The following is an 18,867-nucleotide window of genomic DNA, read 5'->3' as shown; positions in this document are numbered from 1 at the left end:
TTCCGGAGAGCAGAAAGGATGAAAGAAAAAATGCTCCAGACAGCTGGAAAATTCAGAAACATAGAAACATCAACATAGAATCCTCGCCTACCATTGTGTGTAAATAACAATAAAAACATCAAAAAATCGTTTTAATTTTATATTAGGAATTGTTTGCATTATAAGTTCCGCTAATGGAATTAAGAAATATTCCACGGATCACATGCTGATATATTTTGAACATCAATTTTTTGTAAGCAAATCAATTATACCAATAAATATCACCATTTTAATCAATAAAATCTATCATAAAGTGATTTTCGATCGTCAGTAACAAACATTGATTATTTTATTCTTAATAATCAAACAATTAAATTCAAGGAAAAATTATCTGACAGGTTAACCGCATGGCGACTAAAAAATCCATAAAAAAACACCACCTCACTCGCTAACAATATAAAAACCTAAAATTAACAAAATAATGGAAATAAAAAAACAATATTTATTAAATTTACGAAACAATATGTTGCATTAACCAATATTAATAGCGTAATTACGATGCGTACACTTTTCTTGGCGCGAGCAAACATTAGCCGCGGTAATGAAGTTCGGGAGAGATACAGGAAGGGAGGTGATTTGGAATAGCAGATATTACAAAGGTATTATTAAATACGCCAGGATAGAATTAAAATCCTCCTCTAGAATTCAGAGCTTAGCGTATCGAAGTTATCAAACGATTGCGGACGTGAAAGATAGTACCCCTGGGCAGCGTCCGCATGGGATGCTTTGACAATCGCCCACTCTTCCTTGGTTTCAATGCCTTCGATAACCACATAGTTGCAAAAACGGGCGAGCAAGGCGATCAGCGCAGGGAAAACCTCACGCCCTTCTCCGCTTTGCTGTAACAGAATAAACAGTTCACGAGCGACTTTAATACAGTCATATTGCGCTAACATTAATGATGAAAAATTCGCCATGCCGCAGCCAAAATCATCCAACCATAGCGTTTGAGCTTCAGGAAGCCTGGTTAAGATCTCTTTCGGCAATCCCCCCTGATTTTCAACCATCTCGAAACGAATCCAGGGCATCGAGGTGATGAGCCTTTTTGCTTCACCGCTCTGTTGTAAAGCCAGCAGCGTCGAACCGTCAATATTGACCGATGCGAGCAGTTCGTCACGGATAAAGCGCTGATGCCAATGCGATAAAAGTTGCAGTTGTTCTATAATGATTTGCAGACGCGCTTCAACGTTGATGTTGGCAAAATATTTTTCAGGAGAAATAAATTTTTGTGGCAAGGAAGGAGCAAAAACCGAGGTTAACAATTCAATAGCCATCAGCTTACCGGATGTTCGGTAAATTGGCTGAAATTTGTACCGCCGTTGGCAATGAAGCCAGTAGTCGGGATCCGCTGGTTCAGCGTTCTCCTGCTGGGGATACAATAGCTCAAACTGATTAAAATTCCCTTCCTGTTGCACTATGAGATCCGCCATTAGACTGACACTATTAGTTAGAAAAATCATATCATACAGGTATGTACCGTTATCGACTCTCCAAAAACAAACTTTATCTGAGCTACCGATAACCGCAATGTTCGCAATCCTGCGAACATTGCGGCAGCGAGGCGATAACCAACTTAATTTAACTTATAAATCAGCAAATTAGAACCTGATAGTCACAGTCATATTGGCTGATTTCCATAGTCTAAAGGATAAATCCACAACCAATTTAATGAACAGATGGTCATTTTACCCTGTAACTTCACTATCTGTTTGTTCATGAACGACGGTTGGAGGTGTTTAAACCGCCTGTAGCAGGTATAATCTGCGCCCTGTTTGTAAGGTAGAAGATCATCATGGCGTTGCTCATCACTCATAAATGTATCAATTGCGATATGTGTGAACCCGAATGTCCTAACCAGGCCATCTCAATGGGGCTGGACATCTACGAAATCGATGCCGACCGCTGCACCGAATGTGTCGGGCATTACGACACCCCTACCTGTCAGAAAGTGTGTCCGATCGACAACACCATCATCAAAGATCCTGCTCACCGGGAAGAAAATGAGCAACTGTGGGAAAAATACGTATTGATGCACCACGGTGACCGACTGTAAGCCTTAATCTTCGATAATCACCGTGGCGCAAGCGTAATGCCGCTCATCAGCCAGGGTAACGTGTACGCGCCTCACCCCCAGATGAGCAGCCAATTCGGCAGCGCTGGCGAAAAAACGCAGGCAAGGTTTCCCCAATTCGTCGTTAAATACCTCAAACTGAGCAAAAGCCAGTCCATTACGAATTCCGGTGCCAAAGGCTTTCGCAGCCGCTTCCTTAACGGCGAAACGTTTGGCAAGAAAACGCACCGGCTGCTGGTGCCGCTGATATTGCAACCACTCATTCTCGGTCAGGATGCGGCGGGCCAGTCGCTCGCCTGAACGTTCAATGACCGATGCGATACGGGCAATCTCGACGATATCCGTTCCCAGCCCAAGAATGCTCATTGGCGGCGAGCTTCCCGCATCAGCGACTTCATTTCAGCCACCGCGGCGCTCAATCCGCTCATCACCGCCCGTCCGATAATGGAATGGCCGATATTCAACTCGTGCATTTCCGGCAAAGCGGCAATAGCCTGCACGTTATGATACGTCAGACCGTGGCCGGCATTCACTTTCAATCCTTTTCCTGCCGCATAGGAGGCGGCCTCGCGGATACGCTCAAATTCATATTGCCGGGCCTGCTCATCAACGGCATCGGCGTAAGCGCCGGTATGGATTTCAATATAGGGCGCGCCGCTGGCAACCGCGGCGTCGATTTGCCGTTTATCGGCATCAATAAACAGGGAAACCAGGATCCCCGCGCGACTTAATCCGGCCACCGCATGGTTCATTTTTTCCTGCTGGCCGGCAACATCCAGTCCGCCCTCGGTCGTCACCTCCTGACGTTTTTCTGGCACCAGGCAGCAAAAATGGGGCTTCAGCTCACAGGCAATGTTCACCATTTCCTCGGTCACCGCCATTTCCAGATTCATCCGGGTTTGAATGGTCTGGCGCAGGATACGTACATCGCGATCGGTGATATGGCGCCGGTCTTCACGCAGGTGGACGGTAATCCCATCGGCTCCCGCCTGTTCAGACAAAAACGCAGCCTGCACCGGATCCGGGTAGGCCGTACCGCGGGCATTCCGCAGGGTGGCGATATGATCGATATTAACGCCCAATAGCAACTCAGCCATGGTAAATCCTCGATAAATTAAGACGTAATACGAGGCAGTTTACACCGATGTGCCTATTTCCAGGTACAAGAGAAGCGGGATTATTTATCGGAAGACGGGGTTTTCGGTAAATTGAACCTGGGAACGAACTGGCGGAACAGTTCGCGACTTTTCAGCGGCTTACCGCCGAGATAGGGTTTCAATGCCATGCGGGTAAAGCGTTTGGCGGCGCGTAACGTTTCCGAATCAGGAAATTCCCGCGCTGCCAGCGCACGCAGCTCGTAGCCGGTAAAGCTAGAGTTATCGACGATCAAACTGGCGATAAACCCCTTCTCTTCACGGTAGCGATAGGTCATGGTATCGGCTACCGGCTCGCCGCTCCCCGCACAGTGCAAAAAATCCACGCCATACCCCAGGTTCCCCAGCAAGGCGAGTTCAAAACGGCGCAACGCCGGCTCAGGCGCGGCATTCTGAGAGGCAAGCTGTTGTAGGCAATTGAGATAATCAAAGAAAAGCGCGGAATAATTGGTTTCGTGTTCCAGAACGCGCACCAGAAGCTCATTCACGTATAAACCGCTATACAGCATGATACCGCTAAGAGGAAGCGCCAATGACACCGGCTCGGCATTGCGTAAGGTTTTCATTTCACCCCGCCCGCTCCAGCGTACCAGCAGAGGGGTGAAAGGCTGTAAACAGCCTTTCAGGCTGGAACGCCGGGCCCGGGCGCCTTTAGCCAGAACCCGAACCCGTCCGTCATTTTCGCTGAACAAATCCAGCAATAAACTGGTTTCGCTATAAGGTCGCCCATGCAAGACAAATGCGCGTTGCCAGCCTTCCATCGGCATGAGCCTTACAGGTCTTCACTGTAACCCAGGCTGCGCAGGGCGCGTTCGTCATCCGCCCAGCCTGATTTTACTTTTACCCATAATTCGAGGTGAACCTTGGCTTCAAACATCTCTTCCATGTCATGACGCGCCTCGGTGCCAATGGTTTTGATCTTGCTGCCTTTATTGCCGATCACCATTTTTTTCTGGCCTTCGCGCTCAACCAGAATCAAGCCATTGATGTCATAGCCGCCCCGTTCATTGGTCACGAAGCGTTCAATTTCCACCGTCACCGAATACGGCAGTTCTTCCCCCAGAAAGCGCATCAGCTTTTCACGAATAATTTCTGAAGCCATAAACCGCTGCGAGCGATCGGTGATGTAATCTTCCGGGAAGTGATGGGTTGCCTGCGGTAAATGCTTACGCACAATGCCGGCGATGGTATCGACGTTGGTGCCCTTCTCCGCCGATATCGGCACCACATCCAGGAAGTTCATTTGCTGGCTGATAAACTGAATATGCGGCAACAGCTTGGTTTTATCCGTGACGTTATCCACTTTATTGATCGCCAGCAGGACAGGATGTTTCTGGTCGCGCAGCTTATTCAGCACCATTTCATCATCGTCGTTCCAGTGCGTACCTTCGACGACAAAGATAATCAGTTCCACATCCCCGATAGAGCTACTGGCGGCACGGTTCATCAGGCGATTGATAGCCCGTTTTTCCTCGATATGCAGTCCCGGGGTGTCCACGTAGATAGCCTGATACGGCCCTTCGGTATGAATACCCATAATACGGTGGCGTGTTGTCTGGGGTTTACGCGAGGTAATGGAAATCTTCTGCCCCAGCAGCTGATTCAATAATGTGGATTTACCAACGTTAGGCCGGCCGACAATCGCGACAAAACCGCAGTATGTCTGTTCTTCACTCATTCAAGCTCCAGTTTTTTCAACGCTTGTTCCGCCGCGGCCTGCTCAGCCTTGCGGCGGCTCGAACCAGTGCCGATGACCGATTCACTAAACCCACTGACCTGGCAGTGAATGGTAAACTCCTGATCGTGCGCTTCACCGCGCACCTGAACCACCAAATAGGTCGGCAGCGGTAAATGACGCCCCTGCAAAAACTCCTGCAACCGCGTTTTTGGATCTTTTTGCTTATCGCCAGGGCTGATTTCATCCAGCCGGCTTTGATACCAATTCAGGATCAAACGCTCAATGGTCTGAATATCACTATCGAGAAAAATACCGCCGATCAGCGCTTCTACCGTGTCCGCCAGAATGGATTCACGCCGAAAACCTCCGCTCTTTAACTCACCCGGCCCCAAACGCAGGCACTCGCCCAACTCGAATTCACGCGCAATTTCCGCCAGGGTATTACCGCGCACCAGAGTCGCACGCATACGGCTCATATCCCCTTCATCCACCTTGGGAAAGCGATGGTATAGCGCGTTGGCGATAACAAAACTCAGAATGGAATCGCCCAGAAATTCGAGTCGTTCGTTATGCTTACTGCTGGCACTCCGATGTGTCAGGGCCTGTAACAAAAGTTCGTACTGCTGAAAAGTATAGCCCAGCTTTCTTTGTAAACGGTTTATTAGGATGGGATTCATGTGTTACCAATAGAGATCAACAATGCGTCAAAAACAACTGCACACGGAACAGCCCTGGTTTGTCAACCATCAGCCAAAGCTGTTTCGTTTGCATTAGCTCCCGACCGGGAGCTTTAGCTCATATCTGGAAATATTCTACAACGGACAGCGTAATAATGCTGCGTGTTTATCACCTCAATCAGTGAATACCGCCAATTCGGCTCAACCGAACTCCGGTAGGCCACTCACCTTCCTGTTTTTCAAAGCTCATCCAGATGGCGGTGGCTTTCCCGACAAGATTTCTTTCCGGTACAAAGCCCCAATAACGGCTATCCAGGCTGTTATCGCGGTTATCCCCCATCATGAAATAATGCCCGGCGGGCACAACCCAGGTGGCGAGCTGTTGTTGCGGCTGCTGATAATATCCGCCAAGCTGGTCCTGCACGCCGGGAACAATCAGGATATTGTGCGTCACATTGCCCAATGACTCTTTACGTATGCCCAGGCGGACGCCATCGGCGTTATTTTCATGCGCCGGAATCTGATAAAACCCGCTGCGGGACTCCAATCCTGGCTGATTGAATGTCTGAACGAAGTCGCTGGGCTGAATATCATTATAGGTTACCGCCAGCGCTTTATCACAAATTTGCTGACCATCGCAGGCTGGGTGAATGGTAACCTGCTTGCTCAGGGGATTATAGCTGACGCGATCGCCCGGCACCCCAACCACCCGTTTGATAAAATCCACTTTCGGATCGGACGGATATTTAAATACCGCGACGTCGCCGCGCTTGGGATGGCCCGTCTCGATTAAGGTCTGCTGCGTGAAGGGTTCTTTAATACCGTAAGCATATTTCTCTACCAGTATGAAATCACCGATCAGCAATGCGGGCATCATTGAACCGGATGGGATCTGAAACGGCTCATAAATAAACGAGCGCACAATTAATACCAGCGCCACCACCGGAAATACCGAAGCGACCGTTTCAATCCATCCGGGTTGCGTCGCGGCTTTTGACAACGTATCGTCATCCGCCAGCCCATTCGATGCCGCAAATTTTTTCCGGCGCGCCGGCGCCCACATAAAGCGTTCAAAGCACCAGACAATGCCCGTGACCAGCGTTACCAACGCCAAAATTACGGCAAACATATTGGCCATGCCAACTCCTCAGGATCTATTTGTTGTCTTTGCCAACGTGCAAAATAGCCAGGAAGGCTTCCTGCGGTAACTCAACGTTGCCCACCTGCTTCATCCGTTTCTTACCGTCTTTCTGTTTCTGCAACAGCTTTTTCTTACGGCTGACGTCACCGCCGTAACATTTCGCCAGCACGTTCTTGCGCAACTGCTTTACGGTGGAACGGGCGATAATGTGGTTGCCGATCGCCGCCTGAATCGCAATATCAAACTGCTGACGCGGGATCAGTTCTTTCATTTTTTCCACCAGATCGCGACCGCGGTACTGTGCGTTATCGCGGTGGGTAATCAACGCCAATGCATCGACACGCTCGGCGTTGATAAGTACATCCACCCGTACCATATCCGACGCCTGAAAGCGTTTGAAGTTATAGTCCAGCGAGGCGTAGCCGCGCGACGTCGATTTCAGGCGGTCAAAGAAGTCGAGCACCACTTCCGCCATCGGAATGTCATACGTCAGCGCCACCTGATTACCGTGATAGACCATATTGGTCTGTACGCCACGCTTCTCAATGCACAGCGTGATGACGTTGCCCAGATATTCCTGCGGCATCAGCATTTGGCATTCGGCGATGGGCTCACGCAACTCCTGAATATTATTCAACGGCGGCAGCTTCGACGGGCTGTCGACGTAAACCGTTTCACCGGAGGTGGTTTCAACTTCATAGACTACCGTAGGCGCGGTGGTAATCAGTTCCAGATCGTATTCGCGCTCCAGCCGCTCCTGAATGATCTCCATATGCAGCAACCCAAGGAAGCCGCAGCGGAAACCAAAACCCAGCGCGGTAGAGCTTTCAGGTTCGTAAAACAGCGAAGCATCGTTCAGGCTCAGCTTACCCAATGCGTCGCGGAAGGCTTCATAATCATCGGAGCTGATGGGGAATAGCCCGGCATAAACCTGGGGTTTGACCTTTTTGAATCCCGGCAACGCTTTTTCCGCCGGCTGACGGGCCTGCGTCAACGTATCGCCCACCGGCGCGCCCAGAATATCTTTGATAGCGCAGACCAGCCAGCCGACCTCACCACAGTTGAGCACGTCGCGGTCGACCCGTTTCGGGGTAAAAATACCCAGCCGATCGGCGTTATAAACCTGCCCTGTGCTCATGACCTTGATCTTGTCGCCTTTGCGCATCGAGCCATTTTTAATGCGCACCAGTGAAACCACGCCAAGATAGTTATCAAACCAGGAATCGATGATCAGCGCCTGCAACGGCGCCTCCGCGCTCCCCTGAGGAGGCGGCACGTCCCGCACCAGACGCTCCAATACTTCAGGCACGCCGACGCCGGTTTTAGCCGAGCAGCGCACGGCGTCCGTCGCATCAATGCCGACAATATCTTCGATTTCCTGCGCGACGCGATCCGGATCGGCGGCCGGCAGGTCGATTTTGTTGAGCACCGGAACCACTTCCAAATCCATATCCAGCGCGGTGTAACAGTTCGCCAGCGTCTGAGCTTCCACTCCCTGGCCGGCATCAACCACCAGCAAAGCGCCTTCGCAAGCGGCCAGCGAGCGCGAAACTTCATAAGAGAAGTCGACGTGTCCGGGAGTATCAATGAAGTTTAACTGATAGGTTTGCCCATCCGACGCCTGGTAATCCAGCGTCACACTCTGCGCTTTAATGGTTATACCGCGCTCGCGCTCCAGATCCATTGAGTCCAGAACCTGCGCAGCCATTTCACGTTCGGTTAAACCACCGCAAATCTGGATAATGCGGTCGGATAATGTCGACTTACCATGATCGATGTGGGCAATAATGGAGAAATTTCGTATATGCTTCATTATAAAAATTTTTCTACCTTGATATTCCTGAAATTCTTGCCGATGGGCATGCGCATTGGGTGAAAACAGCAGCGATGACCTTCCACCTGAATCGCTGCATTCTACATGCCGGACGACCGAAAACCTAGTCATGTACCGCGCATTAACTTTGATTATGACGGTTTTATTCGGGATGACGGCGCGACAGGATGAAAGAAGAGGTTAAACCGATGACAACGGCCGAAAGTAATGAGGAATAAGCGAGGAATGACGGCGTTATCTTTCTTTCCCCGCGCGCCTCATTCTATGACTCGGTTACGGTGTTAATTTGCAATAACTCGCCCGGAAGGGCAATTTGCAGAATAACCGGCTGATAACGGCTGTTTTTCCCTAGCTTTCCCGCCCAGCGCTTCACCGAGAAAAAAGCCGCCCCGCCGCCGATCAATGCGCCCAGAATGGCGGCAAGCTCACTGGCGAACAAAGCCTGGAAGAGCGCCGAACCGGCGAACAGTCCCAGCAGAGGAACAAAATAGACCATGACGGCGGAGTGCAGCAGGCTCCCTTCGGCTATACCCAGCTCAACCCGCTGACCGCTTTGCAGCGGCTGCGCGCAGGGCACATACAGCGTATGTTCGGCCGGCGCGCCTAACTGGTTCAATATCGAGGTTCCACAGGAGGATCGCGACTGGCAGCTACCGCAACCGGAGCGTTGTTCACAGCGCAGCAGCGCGATGCCGTCCTGCCATGAAACCACCGTCGCCCATTCTTTAATCATTATTGCGCCTTGAAGATAACATTGTCCGCCACGCGCTTGGCCGTGGCCGGCGGGAGCTCGCCGACAACGGTGATCTCATTATTATCACGAACCTCGGTATGTATTGAACGCCTTCCGGTACGGACAGCCTGCTCACCGCGCGCTTCGGAAGAGGGGCTGACGTTGATGGAAAAACTGAACAATCCGTCATTGTACAAACGCGTTTCAATAGGGAGAGTGGCTCCCGGCAATACTCTGCGGCTGCGCGAAATCTCTTTCATTCCCAGCGGCAGCCACTGCGCCGACCAGGAAAAATCTTTGTTTTCGGTCGCGGGGGCCGACAATGCGGGAGGAAGACGAATATTTTCCAGCGGACGCAGCGCGTTTACCACGCCGTCATCAACGATTAAAGCGGTCGCCAGGAATTGTTCCAGACGCTCGCCATTGCGATCCTGCAGATCGACCCGCAAAGGCAATTTGGACTCCGCATCCATCCAGACCGCATAGCTGTAGCGCGTCGCATCCCGTGAAATAATCCTGATCCCCACGGCCAGGCGATCGGCGATGCGGACGCGGCCGTCGGCGGGAATAAAGTCGTAATATTGGGCGATTTTCTGAAAATCGGCGTGGACCAGCGAGGGCAACGAATCGACGATATGATCGCTCGACAGGGTAAAAGGCTCAAGACCGGCATCGAAATAGCTGATTTCATTCCCCCGCTGCACGATCTCGCGCCGCGGCCCGTCCATAAACATTAACTGCGCCAATGAACGGTTGTTAATCACCGCGTGACGGTAGCGCACCGACTCAAACCCCTGACGGGTGATATTGATAAAAGAGATTTCATAGTTTAACGAACGGCTGGCGCCGTTCATTTGTTGCAACAACGCCCCGGACGCGGTTTGCGCCGGGGCGATGGTGGAATAAAACAGACTGCCAATCAGTAAACAGACGGCAAACCAGACAGGCTTCATTACCGAGGCTGAGTTCCTAATGATTGAGTTCCTGGAACCTGAATCGCCGCTTGCTGATCGTCATGCTGCTGGAGTTGTTCGGCGTGCAGGCGGCGCTGTAATTCATAATCCTGCAAAATAGCATTGAGGCGGTTACGTTGCACGTCCGATTTCTGCTGACCTTGAGCCGCCACATTTTCCGACGGCACGCCCAGACTGACCGGAGACGCCGTTCCCATTGCCGGTAGCGTGCTGAACGCCGCAGACTCGGTTACGCCGTCCGAGCCGCCGATTTGGCTGTAATTCTGCACCCCGACAATCACGGCCAGCGATACGCAGGCCGCAACGCCAATCTGAGTCAGTTGGCTGGCCCACGGTCGCACTTTATGCCAGAACGGCAGTTGCGACCAGCTCCGCGGATGTGGCTGAGATTCGGGGACCGCCTGGGGAACCAGACGCACTGGCTCTTGCTCGATCGCGGTAGCGACCCGTGAAGCGATATCCAGATGGATAACATTTTCACCAATATCTCCACGCAATGTGTCGCGGATAAGATGATAACTTTGCCAACTTTGCTGTAACTTGTCATCGCGCGACAAGGCACTCAGCAGTTCGGAATCAACTGCCTCACCATCCATTAAAGCGGAAAGCTTCTCTTTCTGCATACCCACACCCTTATCTGTCAAATCCATCATTAATCATACGCTGCGTTTGCCACTCGCTAACGCTGAATAAGCGGTTGTACTTTATTATCAATCGCTTCCCGCGCCCGGAAAATACGGGAACGAACCGTGCCGACGGGACAATCCATAATTACGGCTATCTCTTCATAACTTAATCCATCCAACTCACGCAAAGTAATCGCCATGCGCAAATCCTCCGGCAAAGACTCGATAGTACGGAAAACGATGCTTCTTAACTCCTCTGACAACATTAAATTCTCAGGGTTCGATATTTCTTTCAATGCGCCGGCATTTTCATAGTTCTCCGCATCATTGGCGTCAATATCGCTGGAAGGCGGGCGTCGACCCTGGGCAACCAGATAGTTTTTCGCCGTATTCACCGCAATGCGATACAACCATGTATAAAAAGCGCTATCGCCGCGAAATGACTCCAGCGCGCGATACGCCTTGATAAACGACTCCTGTACCACATCTGGCACGTCCCCCTGAGGGACGTAACGGGATACCAGACTCGCCACCTTGTGCTGATAGCGAATAACCAGTAGGTTAAACGATTTTTGATCGCCCTTCTGGACCCGCTCTACCAGGACCTGATCTGCTAGCTGCTCGCTCATCCGAGGTAATATCTCCTCAAACCGTTCTCCACACGTAAAATAGTACTGCCAGCCATCACATAGTTATAACCCAGAGCAAGCCCCAGCTTAGAGCCAACGCATGGCATAAAGTTCCGGGCAACCAATTTCTTCCGCCTACCGCGGTTAACCGTGCCCATAACGAGTCGCGCCGACTCGTCGTTTTTTTCATTTATCATCGGGCACACCGGGTCGATCATACGATAAATCCATGCCATTAGCACGAACCAGCCCTGCCAGGAGAGCGGTATTTATACATCTTTACAGGGCGATCAAAATCAATACATGGATAAAACATTGAGTGCTAACATCGGTTCTCCCTTCCCTTTCTTATGTTGACGATACAAACATGCAACCGACCACTGAATACTCCTGTGATGTGTTAATCATTGGCAGCGGTGCTGCCGGGCTGTCTCTCGCGCTGCGTCTGGCCGACCACGCAAACGTTACCGTTCTGAGTAAAGGCCCGCTTAATGAGGGCTCGACCTTCTATGCCCAGGGCGGCATTGCCGCGGTTTTCGATGAAACCGACAGCATCGATTCACACATCGAAGATACATTAGTCGCGGGCGACGGACTGTGCGAACGTGAAGCCGTGGAGTTCATCGCCGGCAATGCCAAAAGCTGCGTGCAATGGCTGATCGATCAGGGCGTACTGTTCGATACGGAAACCGGCGCCGGCGGCGAAGCCCGTTATCATCTGACCCGTGAGGGGGGCCATAGCCACCGCCGCATCCTGCATGCGGCCGACGCCACCGGTAAAGAAGTGGAAAATACGCTGGTACAAAAAGCCCGCTTCCATCCCCGTATCCATATTATGGAACGTTGTAACGCCGTCGATTTGCTCACCTCAAGCAAGCTGGGTCTGCCGGGAACCCGGCGGATTGTCGGCGCTTACATCTGGAATCGTGAACGGGAAACGGTCGAATCCTGCCGGGCAAAGACCGTCGTTCTTGCCACCGGCGGCGCATCCAAGGTGTATCAATACACCACCAATCCGGATATTTCATCCGGCGACGGCATTGCCATGGCATGGCGCGCGGGCTGCCGGGTAGCCAACCTGGAGTTCAATCAGTTTCACCCCACCTGCTTATTCCATCCGCAGGCGCGTAATTTTCTGCTGACCGAAGCCCTGCGCGGCGAAGGGGCTTACCTGAAACGCCCCGACGGCAGCCGCTTTATGCCGGATTTCGATCCCCGAGGCGAACTCGCCCCGCGTGACGTCGTCGCCAGAGCGATCGACCACGAAATGAAGCGGCTTGGCGCGGACTGCATGTACCTGGACATCAGCCATAAACCCGCGGAGTTTGTTAAACAGCACTTTCCCACCATCTATGAAAAGCTGTTGGCGCTGGGCATCGATATTACCCGAGAGGCTATTCCCATTGTTCCCGCGGCACACTATACCTGCGGCGGCGTGATGGTCGATCAGCATGGGCGCACCGATCTCGACGGCCTGTACGCCATCGGCGAGGTGAGCTATACCGGGCTGCACGGCGCCAATCGCATGGCGTCGAACTCCTTGCTGGAGTGTCTGGTCTACGGCTGGTCGGCGTCGGAAGATATCCTGCGCCGCCTGCCGCAAATCAAACCCATCAAGAAACTGCCGGCCTGGGATGAGAGTCAGGTCGACAATTCGGACGAGCAAGTAGTTATCCAGCATAACTGGCATGAGCTAAGGCTATTTATGTGGGACTATGTCGGCATCGTACGCACCACTAAACGGCTGGAACGGGCGTTGCACCGCATTACCCTGCTCCAGCAGGAAATTGATGAGTATTACGCCCATTTCCGTATTTCCAATAACCTACTGGAGCTGCGCAATCTGGTACAGGTGGCGGAGTTGATTGTTCGCAGCGCGCTGGAAAGAAAAGAGAGCCGCGGATTGCATTACACTCTTGATTATCCAGACCAGTTCGACGCCCTTAAACCCACCATCCTTACCCCTTAGCGGCGATTTTTTATGGCGGGCTATCCCTGCCCGCCACCTTCCAGGCCGTCGCAAGCGACGTTGAAAATCGCTCCAGGCGATTTTTTATGGCGGACTTATCCCTGCCCGCCACCTTCCAGGCCGTCGCAAGCGACGTTGAAAATCGCTCCAGGCGATTTTTTATGGCGGACTTATCCCTGCCCGCCAAGCTACATAAATAGATAAAAATGCCTGGTCAACTCCCGGAAATCGGCGGAGTAGCGCCGATCCGCATCACGTATCGCCAACTGCCATGCTCGGTACTCTCCGGGTTGCAGCGACAACGCCAGCAAAACGCGGCGCGCCGGGCGCGCATGATATTCGGCGACATCTACGCGCTGACGGAGAAACCAGTGCTGCTGCGCCGCCAGCGCAATAAAAATCTCGGCAACCGATATAGGCAGCACCACGCAGAATAGGCCGTCGGGCGTTATCAGACGCCGCACGCAGTCGAGCAGGAGCTTATGCGTCAGCGTGGTGGTGTAACGAGCCTGGCTTCGCTGCGCAGTACCGCAGGCGATACCGGGCGCAAAATAGGGCGGGTTGCTGACAATCAAGGGATAACGTGCCGCGCTGGCGGCGGCGAAACCGGCAATATCCGCAACCTGAACCCTCATACGATCGGACCACGGAGACGCGGCGATATTTTCCCCGGCCTGGCGGCCCGCCGCCGCATCCAGCTCCACCGCATCGATGCGCACATCATCATCAGTGCGCTGCGCCAGCATCAGGGCGATCAACCCCGAACCGCAGCCGATGTCCAATACGCGCTGCACGCCGTCGGATACCGGCGCCCACGCCCCCAGCAATATGCCGTCGGTTCCCACCTTCATGGCGCAGCGATCGTGCGCCACAAAAAAACGCTTGAAGGTAAACCCATCGCGACGCAGCGTCGATTTATCGTCAGGTTGCTCACTCATTATGCCGGGCTCCAGATGAAAACCGTCGTAGCATAGGGTAAACCTCTATACAGTAAAAGCGCGGTTGTCTGTTTTAAACAGGTGAAGAACCCGGCCAATGCGTCTATAATCAGCGCCCCAAATAGAGGTAGACCATGACAGCAACAACTTTTTCCGAGCTAGATCTTGATGACAGCCTGTTAGACGCCCTGCGCGATATGGGTTATGAACGCCCGACGGCTATCCAGTTGGCGGCCATTCCGCCGGCGATGGACGGCCGCGATGTGCTGGGCTCAGCGCCGACCGGCACCGGCAAAACCGCCGCCTATCTGCTGCCGGTCTTGCAGCATCTGTTAGATTTTCCTCGTAAAAAATCCGGACCGCCTCGTATTCTGATCTTAACGCCGACGCGTGAACTTGCCATGCAGGTCGCCGATCAGGCGCGCATCATGGCCGCCCACACCCACCTGGATATCGCCACCATTACCGGCGGCGTGGCCTACATGAACCACGCCGAAGTGTTCAGTGAAAATCAGGATGTGGTGGTGGCGACCACCGGTCGTCTGCTGCAATATATCAAAGAAGAGAATTTTGACTGCCGAGCGGTAGAAACGCTGATTCTGGATGAAGCGGACCGCATGCTGGATATGGGCTTCGCGCAGGATATCGAGCATATCGCCGGTGAAACCCGCTGGCGCAAACAGACATTGCTGTTCTCCGCGACGCTGGAAGGCGAAGCGATTAAAGACTTTGCCGAGCGTTTGCTGAACGATCCGGTCGAAGTTGAAGCCGATCCCTCACGCCGCGAGCGTAAAAAAATTCTGCAATGGTACTACCGTGCCGACGATATCAAACACAAAACCGCCCTGCTCTGCCACCAGTTGAAACAAGCGGACGTTACCCGCTCAATCGTTTTCGTGCGCAAGCGCGAGCGCGTGCATGAGCTGGTGGCCTGGTTACGGGAAGCCGGCATTACCGCCTGTTATCTTGAAGGCGAAATGGTGCAGGCCAAGCGTAACGAAGCGATAAAACGCCTGAGCGACGGGCGGGTGAACGTGTTGGTGGCGACCGACGTCGCCGCACGCGGCATCGACATCAATGATGTCAGCCATGTGTTCAATTTCGACCTTCCGCGTACCGCCGATACCTATCTCCATCGCATCGGCCGTACCGGTCGCGCAGGGCGCAAAGGCTGCGCGATCTCTTTCGTCGAAGCGCACGATCACCTGCTGCTGGGGAAAATCAGTCGTTATCTGAATGAACCGCTGAAACCGCGGGTTATCGAAGAGCTTCGCCCGGCCACCAAAGCGCCCAGCGCCAAAACCACCGGCAAGCCCTCCAAAAAAGTATTGACCAAGCGGAAAGAAAAGAAAGAGAAAGAAAAAGAGAAGGTCAAGGTGAAGGTACGTCACCGGGACAGCAAAAACATCGGCAAACGCCGTCAGCCGGTTCCCAAAGCGGGTAAGTCCGGCGAATAAAGCGTCGGAATGCAAAAAAGGGAGCTTCGGCTCCCTTTTGTATTTACATCACGCTCTGGATAAAACGAGTTACAGACTTTCGGTAAAAGTACGGGTGATCACATCACGCTGCTGTTCCGGCGTCAACGAGTTAAAACGCACCGCATAACCGGAAACGCGGATAGTCAGCTGCGGGTATTTTTCCGGATGCTGAACGGCATCTTCCAGCGTTTCACGACGCAGCACGTTGACATTCAGATGCTGACCGCCTTCCACGCGCACTTCCGGTTTGATTTCCAGCGGAACTTCACGATACTCAATCTGGCCCAGGTCGCTTACCGGAACGATTTGATCTTCGCTATAAACGGATTTTGCACAAACACAGCGTGCCTGAGATTTTTCTTCATCCAGCAACCAGAAAGAATTGATCAGCGCGCTGTCGTTTGCTTTGGTGATTTGAATACCAGTAACCATTATTGCCTCCGTAAAACGGCGTGTTTATCGTCTTAATTAAAAATTGGTATCAGTAACAAACTGCCGTCAGTTTTTAACGTTTGAATAAAACTAATTCTACCTGAGTCCCTGTATACCAGCACAAGAGCGGCAATTCTTTGACTTAAATCAATTTTAACGACCACCAAAATCAACCATTTGGGGCAATTTATTGTTTTACATCAAATTTATCGGCCATCATCACTGCAAATAATTTTGTAAATTTTCAATTTTTTTTCAAAATCATCCCTACGCCGCGCTGCTTTCACCATTGTTACGATTTTACCTCGGCGCAATTGAACGGTAAGCTACCGGCAACAAAACTCACCCTACGGACAGAGAGTGCATGATGGCAACTTCCCTAACCTGGCATGACGTTCTGGCACAAGAAAAGCTACAGCCCTACTTTATTAATACGCTTCAATTCGTCGGTAAAGAACGCGCGGCGGGAAAAATCATTTATCCGCCGCAGAAAGATGTCTTTAACGCTTTCCGCTTTACCGAGCTTCATCAGGTCAAGGTGGTTATCCTCGGTCAGGATCCCTACCACGGCCCCAACCAGGCCCATGGGCTCTCTTTTTCCGTTCGCCCAGGCGTGCCCGCGCCACCTTCGCTGGTGAATATTTATAAAGAACTGGCTAATGATATACCGGACTTTGAAATCCCGCGGCACGGCTTCCTGCAAAGCTGGGCCGAACAAGGGGTGCTGCTGCTGAATACGGTGTTGACCGTAGAGGCCGGCCAGGCCCACTCACATGCCAATCTGGGCTGGGAAACCTTTACCGACCGCGTGATTGCGGTATTGAATGAAAATCGCGAAGGCATTGTCTTTTTGCTGTGGGGATCGCACGCCCAGAAAAAAGGCAGCATTATTGACCGCCAGCGCCATCACGTTCTGAAAGCGCCGCACCCTTCCCCTCTGTCGGCCCATCGCGGCTTTCTGGGATGTAAGCATTTTTCCCAGGCTAACCGGCTCCTGGAACAGCAAGGTCTTGCCCCGATAGACTGGACGCCGCGCCTGCCGGAGAATCAGTAAAGAAATACTGCCTTCAGCCGCTGGAGGCAGCAACATCATGACGGCGAAAACGATAATAAACCAGGGAATGATATAACAAGGAGAAGGGAGTGATTTGGTGGAGCTAAGCGGGATCGAACCGCTGACCTCTTGCATGCCATGCAAGCGCTCTCCCAGCTGAGCTATAGCCCCACGTTAAGTGGCGAGTTCGCGATATAAAACCAAACAGAGGGATTGTTTGGTGGAGCTAAGCGGGATCGAACCGCTGACCTCTTGCATGCCATGCAAGCGCTCTCCCAGCTGAGCTATAGCCCCGTATCTTACAGACCGTATCTGTGCGAACGGGTCGCATAATATGAGACCCGATTGGCAGTGTCAACGGCTAAATCCTTTTATGGCGCCAACCGCTGAAAAAGACGCCAAGCGCGCTCATAATCGATAACATATCGGCATCGACCGGCGGTTCAGAGTGGCGCAAGCGCGGGGCGTCAGGTAAATGCCATAAAAAAGCTGCCAACGATAAGGCGTTTTATTATCATCTGATAATATTATGTTCATCCATTCAGACAACCTGTCCCATGCCCTATTTGCCGATGATTGCATTTACCCTGATGATGGCCGGTATTTTGCCTGCCAGAGCACAGCCGGACATCGTTCCCATCACCGAACGGGCCAGAGATCATTTCGATATCCGCCAGTTCGATTTGGAGAGTAATAAACGCCGCCGGTACCGACTTTTTATTGCGCTTCCGCGTCAGGCGGCGCCGGCAGAAGGTTATCCGATACTTTATCTGCTGGACGGCAATGCGCATTTTCCTTTCGCGGTGAACAGCTATAAAACGGAAAACGGGGCGGCGCCGCTGATCGTCGCCATCGGCTACCAGAGCGATCGGGAGTACGATGTGCCGGCCCGAACGCGGGACTACACCCCGCCGGCCACCATCGTCGATCCCCATTTTGACAAAGGCGGGGAAGCCGAAGCCTTTTACCAGTTCCTGCAAAGCGGCGTGAAACCCTGGGTGGAGGCGCGTTATCGGGTGAACACGCAAAAACAGACCCTCGCCGGCCACTCTTTCGGCGGTCTGTTTACTCTTTACACGCTGTTTAACCATAGCGCGTCTTTTCAGCGTTATGTGGCGGCAAGCCCTTCTATCTGGTGGGGCGACGGCGTGGTTATTCCGGAAAAAACGCCGCTGCTCGACGCGCCGCCGCAGTCCATTACGCTGAGCGTGGGCGAATGCGAGGACGCGCCGGAAAAAGCGGCGGCAAAACAGCCCGCCGACGCCGGACGGGAGGAGCGTCACGGCCGGCGGCAGATGGTGACCAAAGCGCGGACGCTGGCCGCCCGGTTACAACATCAGGGCGCCAACGCGCGGTTTATCCTGTTTGCCGGCAAAAACCACGGCGACGTTATTCCGGACGCCATAGCCCAGGCGGTTATTATCGCCGGTCAGTAACGAC

At 52.6% G+C, this 18,867-nt stretch carries 19 protein-coding genes and 2 tRNA genes; 5 read left to right on the top strand and 16 right to left on the bottom strand.

Features of this window, described 5'->3' with window-relative positions; genetic code table 11:
• Positions 1-677: 677 nt before the first annotated feature.
• Positions 678-1,469, bottom strand: a complete 792-nt coding sequence (gene pdeH / locus EH206_RS05725) for a cyclic-guanylate-specific phosphodiesterase (RefSeq protein WP_009111843.1) — start codon at positions 1,467-1,469, stop codon at positions 678-680.
• 362 nt (positions 1,470-1,831) lie between these two features.
• Between pdeH and EH206_RS05720 the strand changes: the two genes are divergently transcribed.
• Positions 1,832-2,092, top strand: a complete 261-nt coding sequence (locus EH206_RS05720) for a YfhL family 4Fe-4S dicluster ferredoxin (RefSeq protein ID WP_009111842.1) — start codon at positions 1,832-1,834, stop codon at positions 2,090-2,092.
• Between the two features lie 3 nt (positions 2,093-2,095).
• Here the strand turns inward: EH206_RS05720 and acpS are convergent, their stop codons facing one another.
• From acpS to rpoE, 11 genes are all read right to left on the bottom strand, one after another.
• Positions 2,096-2,476, bottom strand: coding sequence for a holo-ACP synthase (gene acpS / locus EH206_RS05715; RefSeq protein WP_009111841.1), 381 nt, complete (start codon positions 2,474-2,476; stop codon positions 2,096-2,098).
• Positions 2,473-3,207, bottom strand: a complete 735-nt coding sequence (pdxJ, locus tag EH206_RS05710) for a pyridoxine 5'-phosphate synthase (RefSeq protein WP_009111840.1) — start codon at positions 3,205-3,207, stop codon at positions 2,473-2,475. Before pdxJ ends, acpS begins: the two co-directional genes overlap by 4 nt.
• Before the next feature lie 80 nt (positions 3,208-3,287).
• A complete protein-coding gene (gene recO, locus EH206_RS05705) occupies positions 3,288-4,025 on the bottom strand; it encodes a DNA repair protein RecO (protein WP_009111839.1) in 738 nt (245 codons plus the stop codon).
• Positions 4,026-4,036: 11 nt separating this feature from the next.
• Positions 4,037-4,942 (bottom strand): GTPase Era, encoded by a 906-nt coding sequence (gene era / locus EH206_RS05700; RefSeq protein WP_009111838.1) that lies wholly within the window; start codon positions 4,940-4,942, stop codon positions 4,037-4,039.
• Positions 4,939-5,619 (bottom strand): ribonuclease III, encoded by a 681-nt coding sequence (gene rnc / locus EH206_RS05695; protein WP_009111837.1) that lies wholly within the window; start codon positions 5,617-5,619, stop codon positions 4,939-4,941. The genes era and rnc overlap by 4 nt, the downstream gene beginning before the upstream one ends.
• A gap of 178 nt (positions 5,620-5,797) precedes the next feature.
• Positions 5,798-6,757 carry a signal peptidase I gene (gene lepB / locus EH206_RS05690; RefSeq protein WP_009111836.1) on the bottom strand — a complete coding sequence of 320 codons (960 nt, stop codon included), beginning with the start codon at positions 6,755-6,757 and terminating at the stop codon, positions 5,798-5,800.
• 16 nt (positions 6,758-6,773) lie between these two features.
• Positions 6,774-8,573, bottom strand: a complete 1,800-nt coding sequence (lepA, locus tag EH206_RS05685) for a translation elongation factor 4 (RefSeq protein ID WP_009111835.1) — start codon at positions 8,571-8,573, stop codon at positions 6,774-6,776.
• Between the two features lie 283 nt (positions 8,574-8,856).
• A complete protein-coding gene (gene rseC, locus EH206_RS05680) occupies positions 8,857-9,327 on the bottom strand; it encodes a SoxR-reducing system protein RseC (RefSeq protein WP_009111834.1) in 471 nt (156 codons plus the stop codon).
• Positions 9,327-10,280: a sigma-E factor regulatory protein RseB gene (rseB, locus tag EH206_RS05675; protein ID WP_009111833.1), complete on the bottom strand. Its 954-nt coding sequence runs from the start codon at positions 10,278-10,280 to the stop codon at positions 9,327-9,329. Before rseB ends, rseC begins: the two co-directional genes overlap by 1 nt.
• Positions 10,280-10,924, bottom strand: coding sequence for an anti-sigma-E factor RseA (gene rseA, locus EH206_RS05670; protein ID WP_009111832.1), 645 nt, complete (start codon positions 10,922-10,924; stop codon positions 10,280-10,282). Before rseA ends, rseB begins: the two co-directional genes overlap by 1 nt.
• 56 nt (positions 10,925-10,980) lie before the next feature.
• A complete protein-coding gene (gene rpoE / locus EH206_RS05665; RefSeq protein ID WP_009111831.1) occupies positions 10,981-11,556 on the bottom strand; it encodes an RNA polymerase sigma factor RpoE in 576 nt (191 codons plus the stop codon).
• Positions 11,557-11,923: 367 nt separating this feature from the next.
• Between rpoE and nadB the strand changes: the two genes are divergently transcribed.
• On the top strand, positions 11,924-13,525 hold the full coding sequence (gene nadB / locus EH206_RS05660; RefSeq protein WP_009111829.1) for an L-aspartate oxidase: 1,602 nt from the start codon (positions 11,924-11,926) through the stop codon (positions 13,523-13,525).
• A gap of 188 nt (positions 13,526-13,713) precedes the next feature.
• Here the strand turns inward: nadB and trmN are convergent, their stop codons facing one another.
• Complete coding sequence (gene trmN, locus EH206_RS05655) at positions 13,714-14,463, bottom strand: tRNA(1)(Val) (adenine(37)-N(6))-methyltransferase TrmN (RefSeq protein ID WP_009111827.1); 750 nt, start codon at positions 14,461-14,463, stop codon at positions 13,714-13,716.
• 134 nt (positions 14,464-14,597) lie between these two features.
• Between trmN and srmB the strand changes: the two genes are divergently transcribed.
• Positions 14,598-15,920: an ATP-dependent RNA helicase SrmB gene (gene srmB, locus EH206_RS05650; protein WP_009111826.1), complete on the top strand. Its 1,323-nt coding sequence runs from the start codon at positions 14,598-14,600 to the stop codon at positions 15,918-15,920.
• Positions 15,921-15,989: 69 nt separating this feature from the next.
• Here the strand turns inward: srmB and grcA are convergent, their stop codons facing one another.
• Complete coding sequence (gene grcA, locus EH206_RS05645; protein ID WP_009111825.1) at positions 15,990-16,373, bottom strand: autonomous glycyl radical cofactor GrcA; 384 nt, start codon at positions 16,371-16,373, stop codon at positions 15,990-15,992.
• Between the two features lie 367 nt (positions 16,374-16,740).
• Between grcA and ung the strand changes: the two genes are divergently transcribed.
• Positions 16,741-17,427: a uracil-DNA glycosylase gene (gene ung / locus EH206_RS05640; RefSeq protein WP_040343689.1), complete on the top strand. Its 687-nt coding sequence runs from the start codon at positions 16,741-16,743 to the stop codon at positions 17,425-17,427.
• A gap of 95 nt (positions 17,428-17,522) precedes the next feature.
• Here ung and EH206_RS05635 read toward each other — a convergent pair.
• Both EH206_RS05635 and EH206_RS05630 read right to left on the bottom strand, forming a co-directional pair.
• Positions 17,523-17,598: transfer RNA gene (locus EH206_RS05635), tRNA-Ala, on the bottom strand.
• A 47-nt stretch (positions 17,599-17,645) separates the two neighbouring features.
• Positions 17,646-17,721 (bottom strand) — tRNA-Ala (locus EH206_RS05630).
• Between the two features lie 263 nt (positions 17,722-17,984).
• On the opposite strand from EH206_RS05630, the gene EH206_RS05625 reads away from it, so the two are divergent.
• Positions 17,985-18,863, top strand: a complete 879-nt coding sequence (locus EH206_RS05625) for an alpha/beta hydrolase (RefSeq protein WP_009111823.1) — start codon at positions 17,985-17,987, stop codon at positions 18,861-18,863.
• Positions 18,864-18,867 lie beyond the last annotated feature (4 nt).

Source organism: Brenneria nigrifluens DSM 30175 = ATCC 13028 (genome assembly GCF_005484965.1).
Classification (GTDB): domain Bacteria; phylum Pseudomonadota; class Gammaproteobacteria; order Enterobacterales; family Enterobacteriaceae; genus Brenneria; species Brenneria nigrifluens.
Note: the sequence above shows the minus strand (reverse complement) of the source record. Positions and strands in the feature narration are given on the sequence as shown.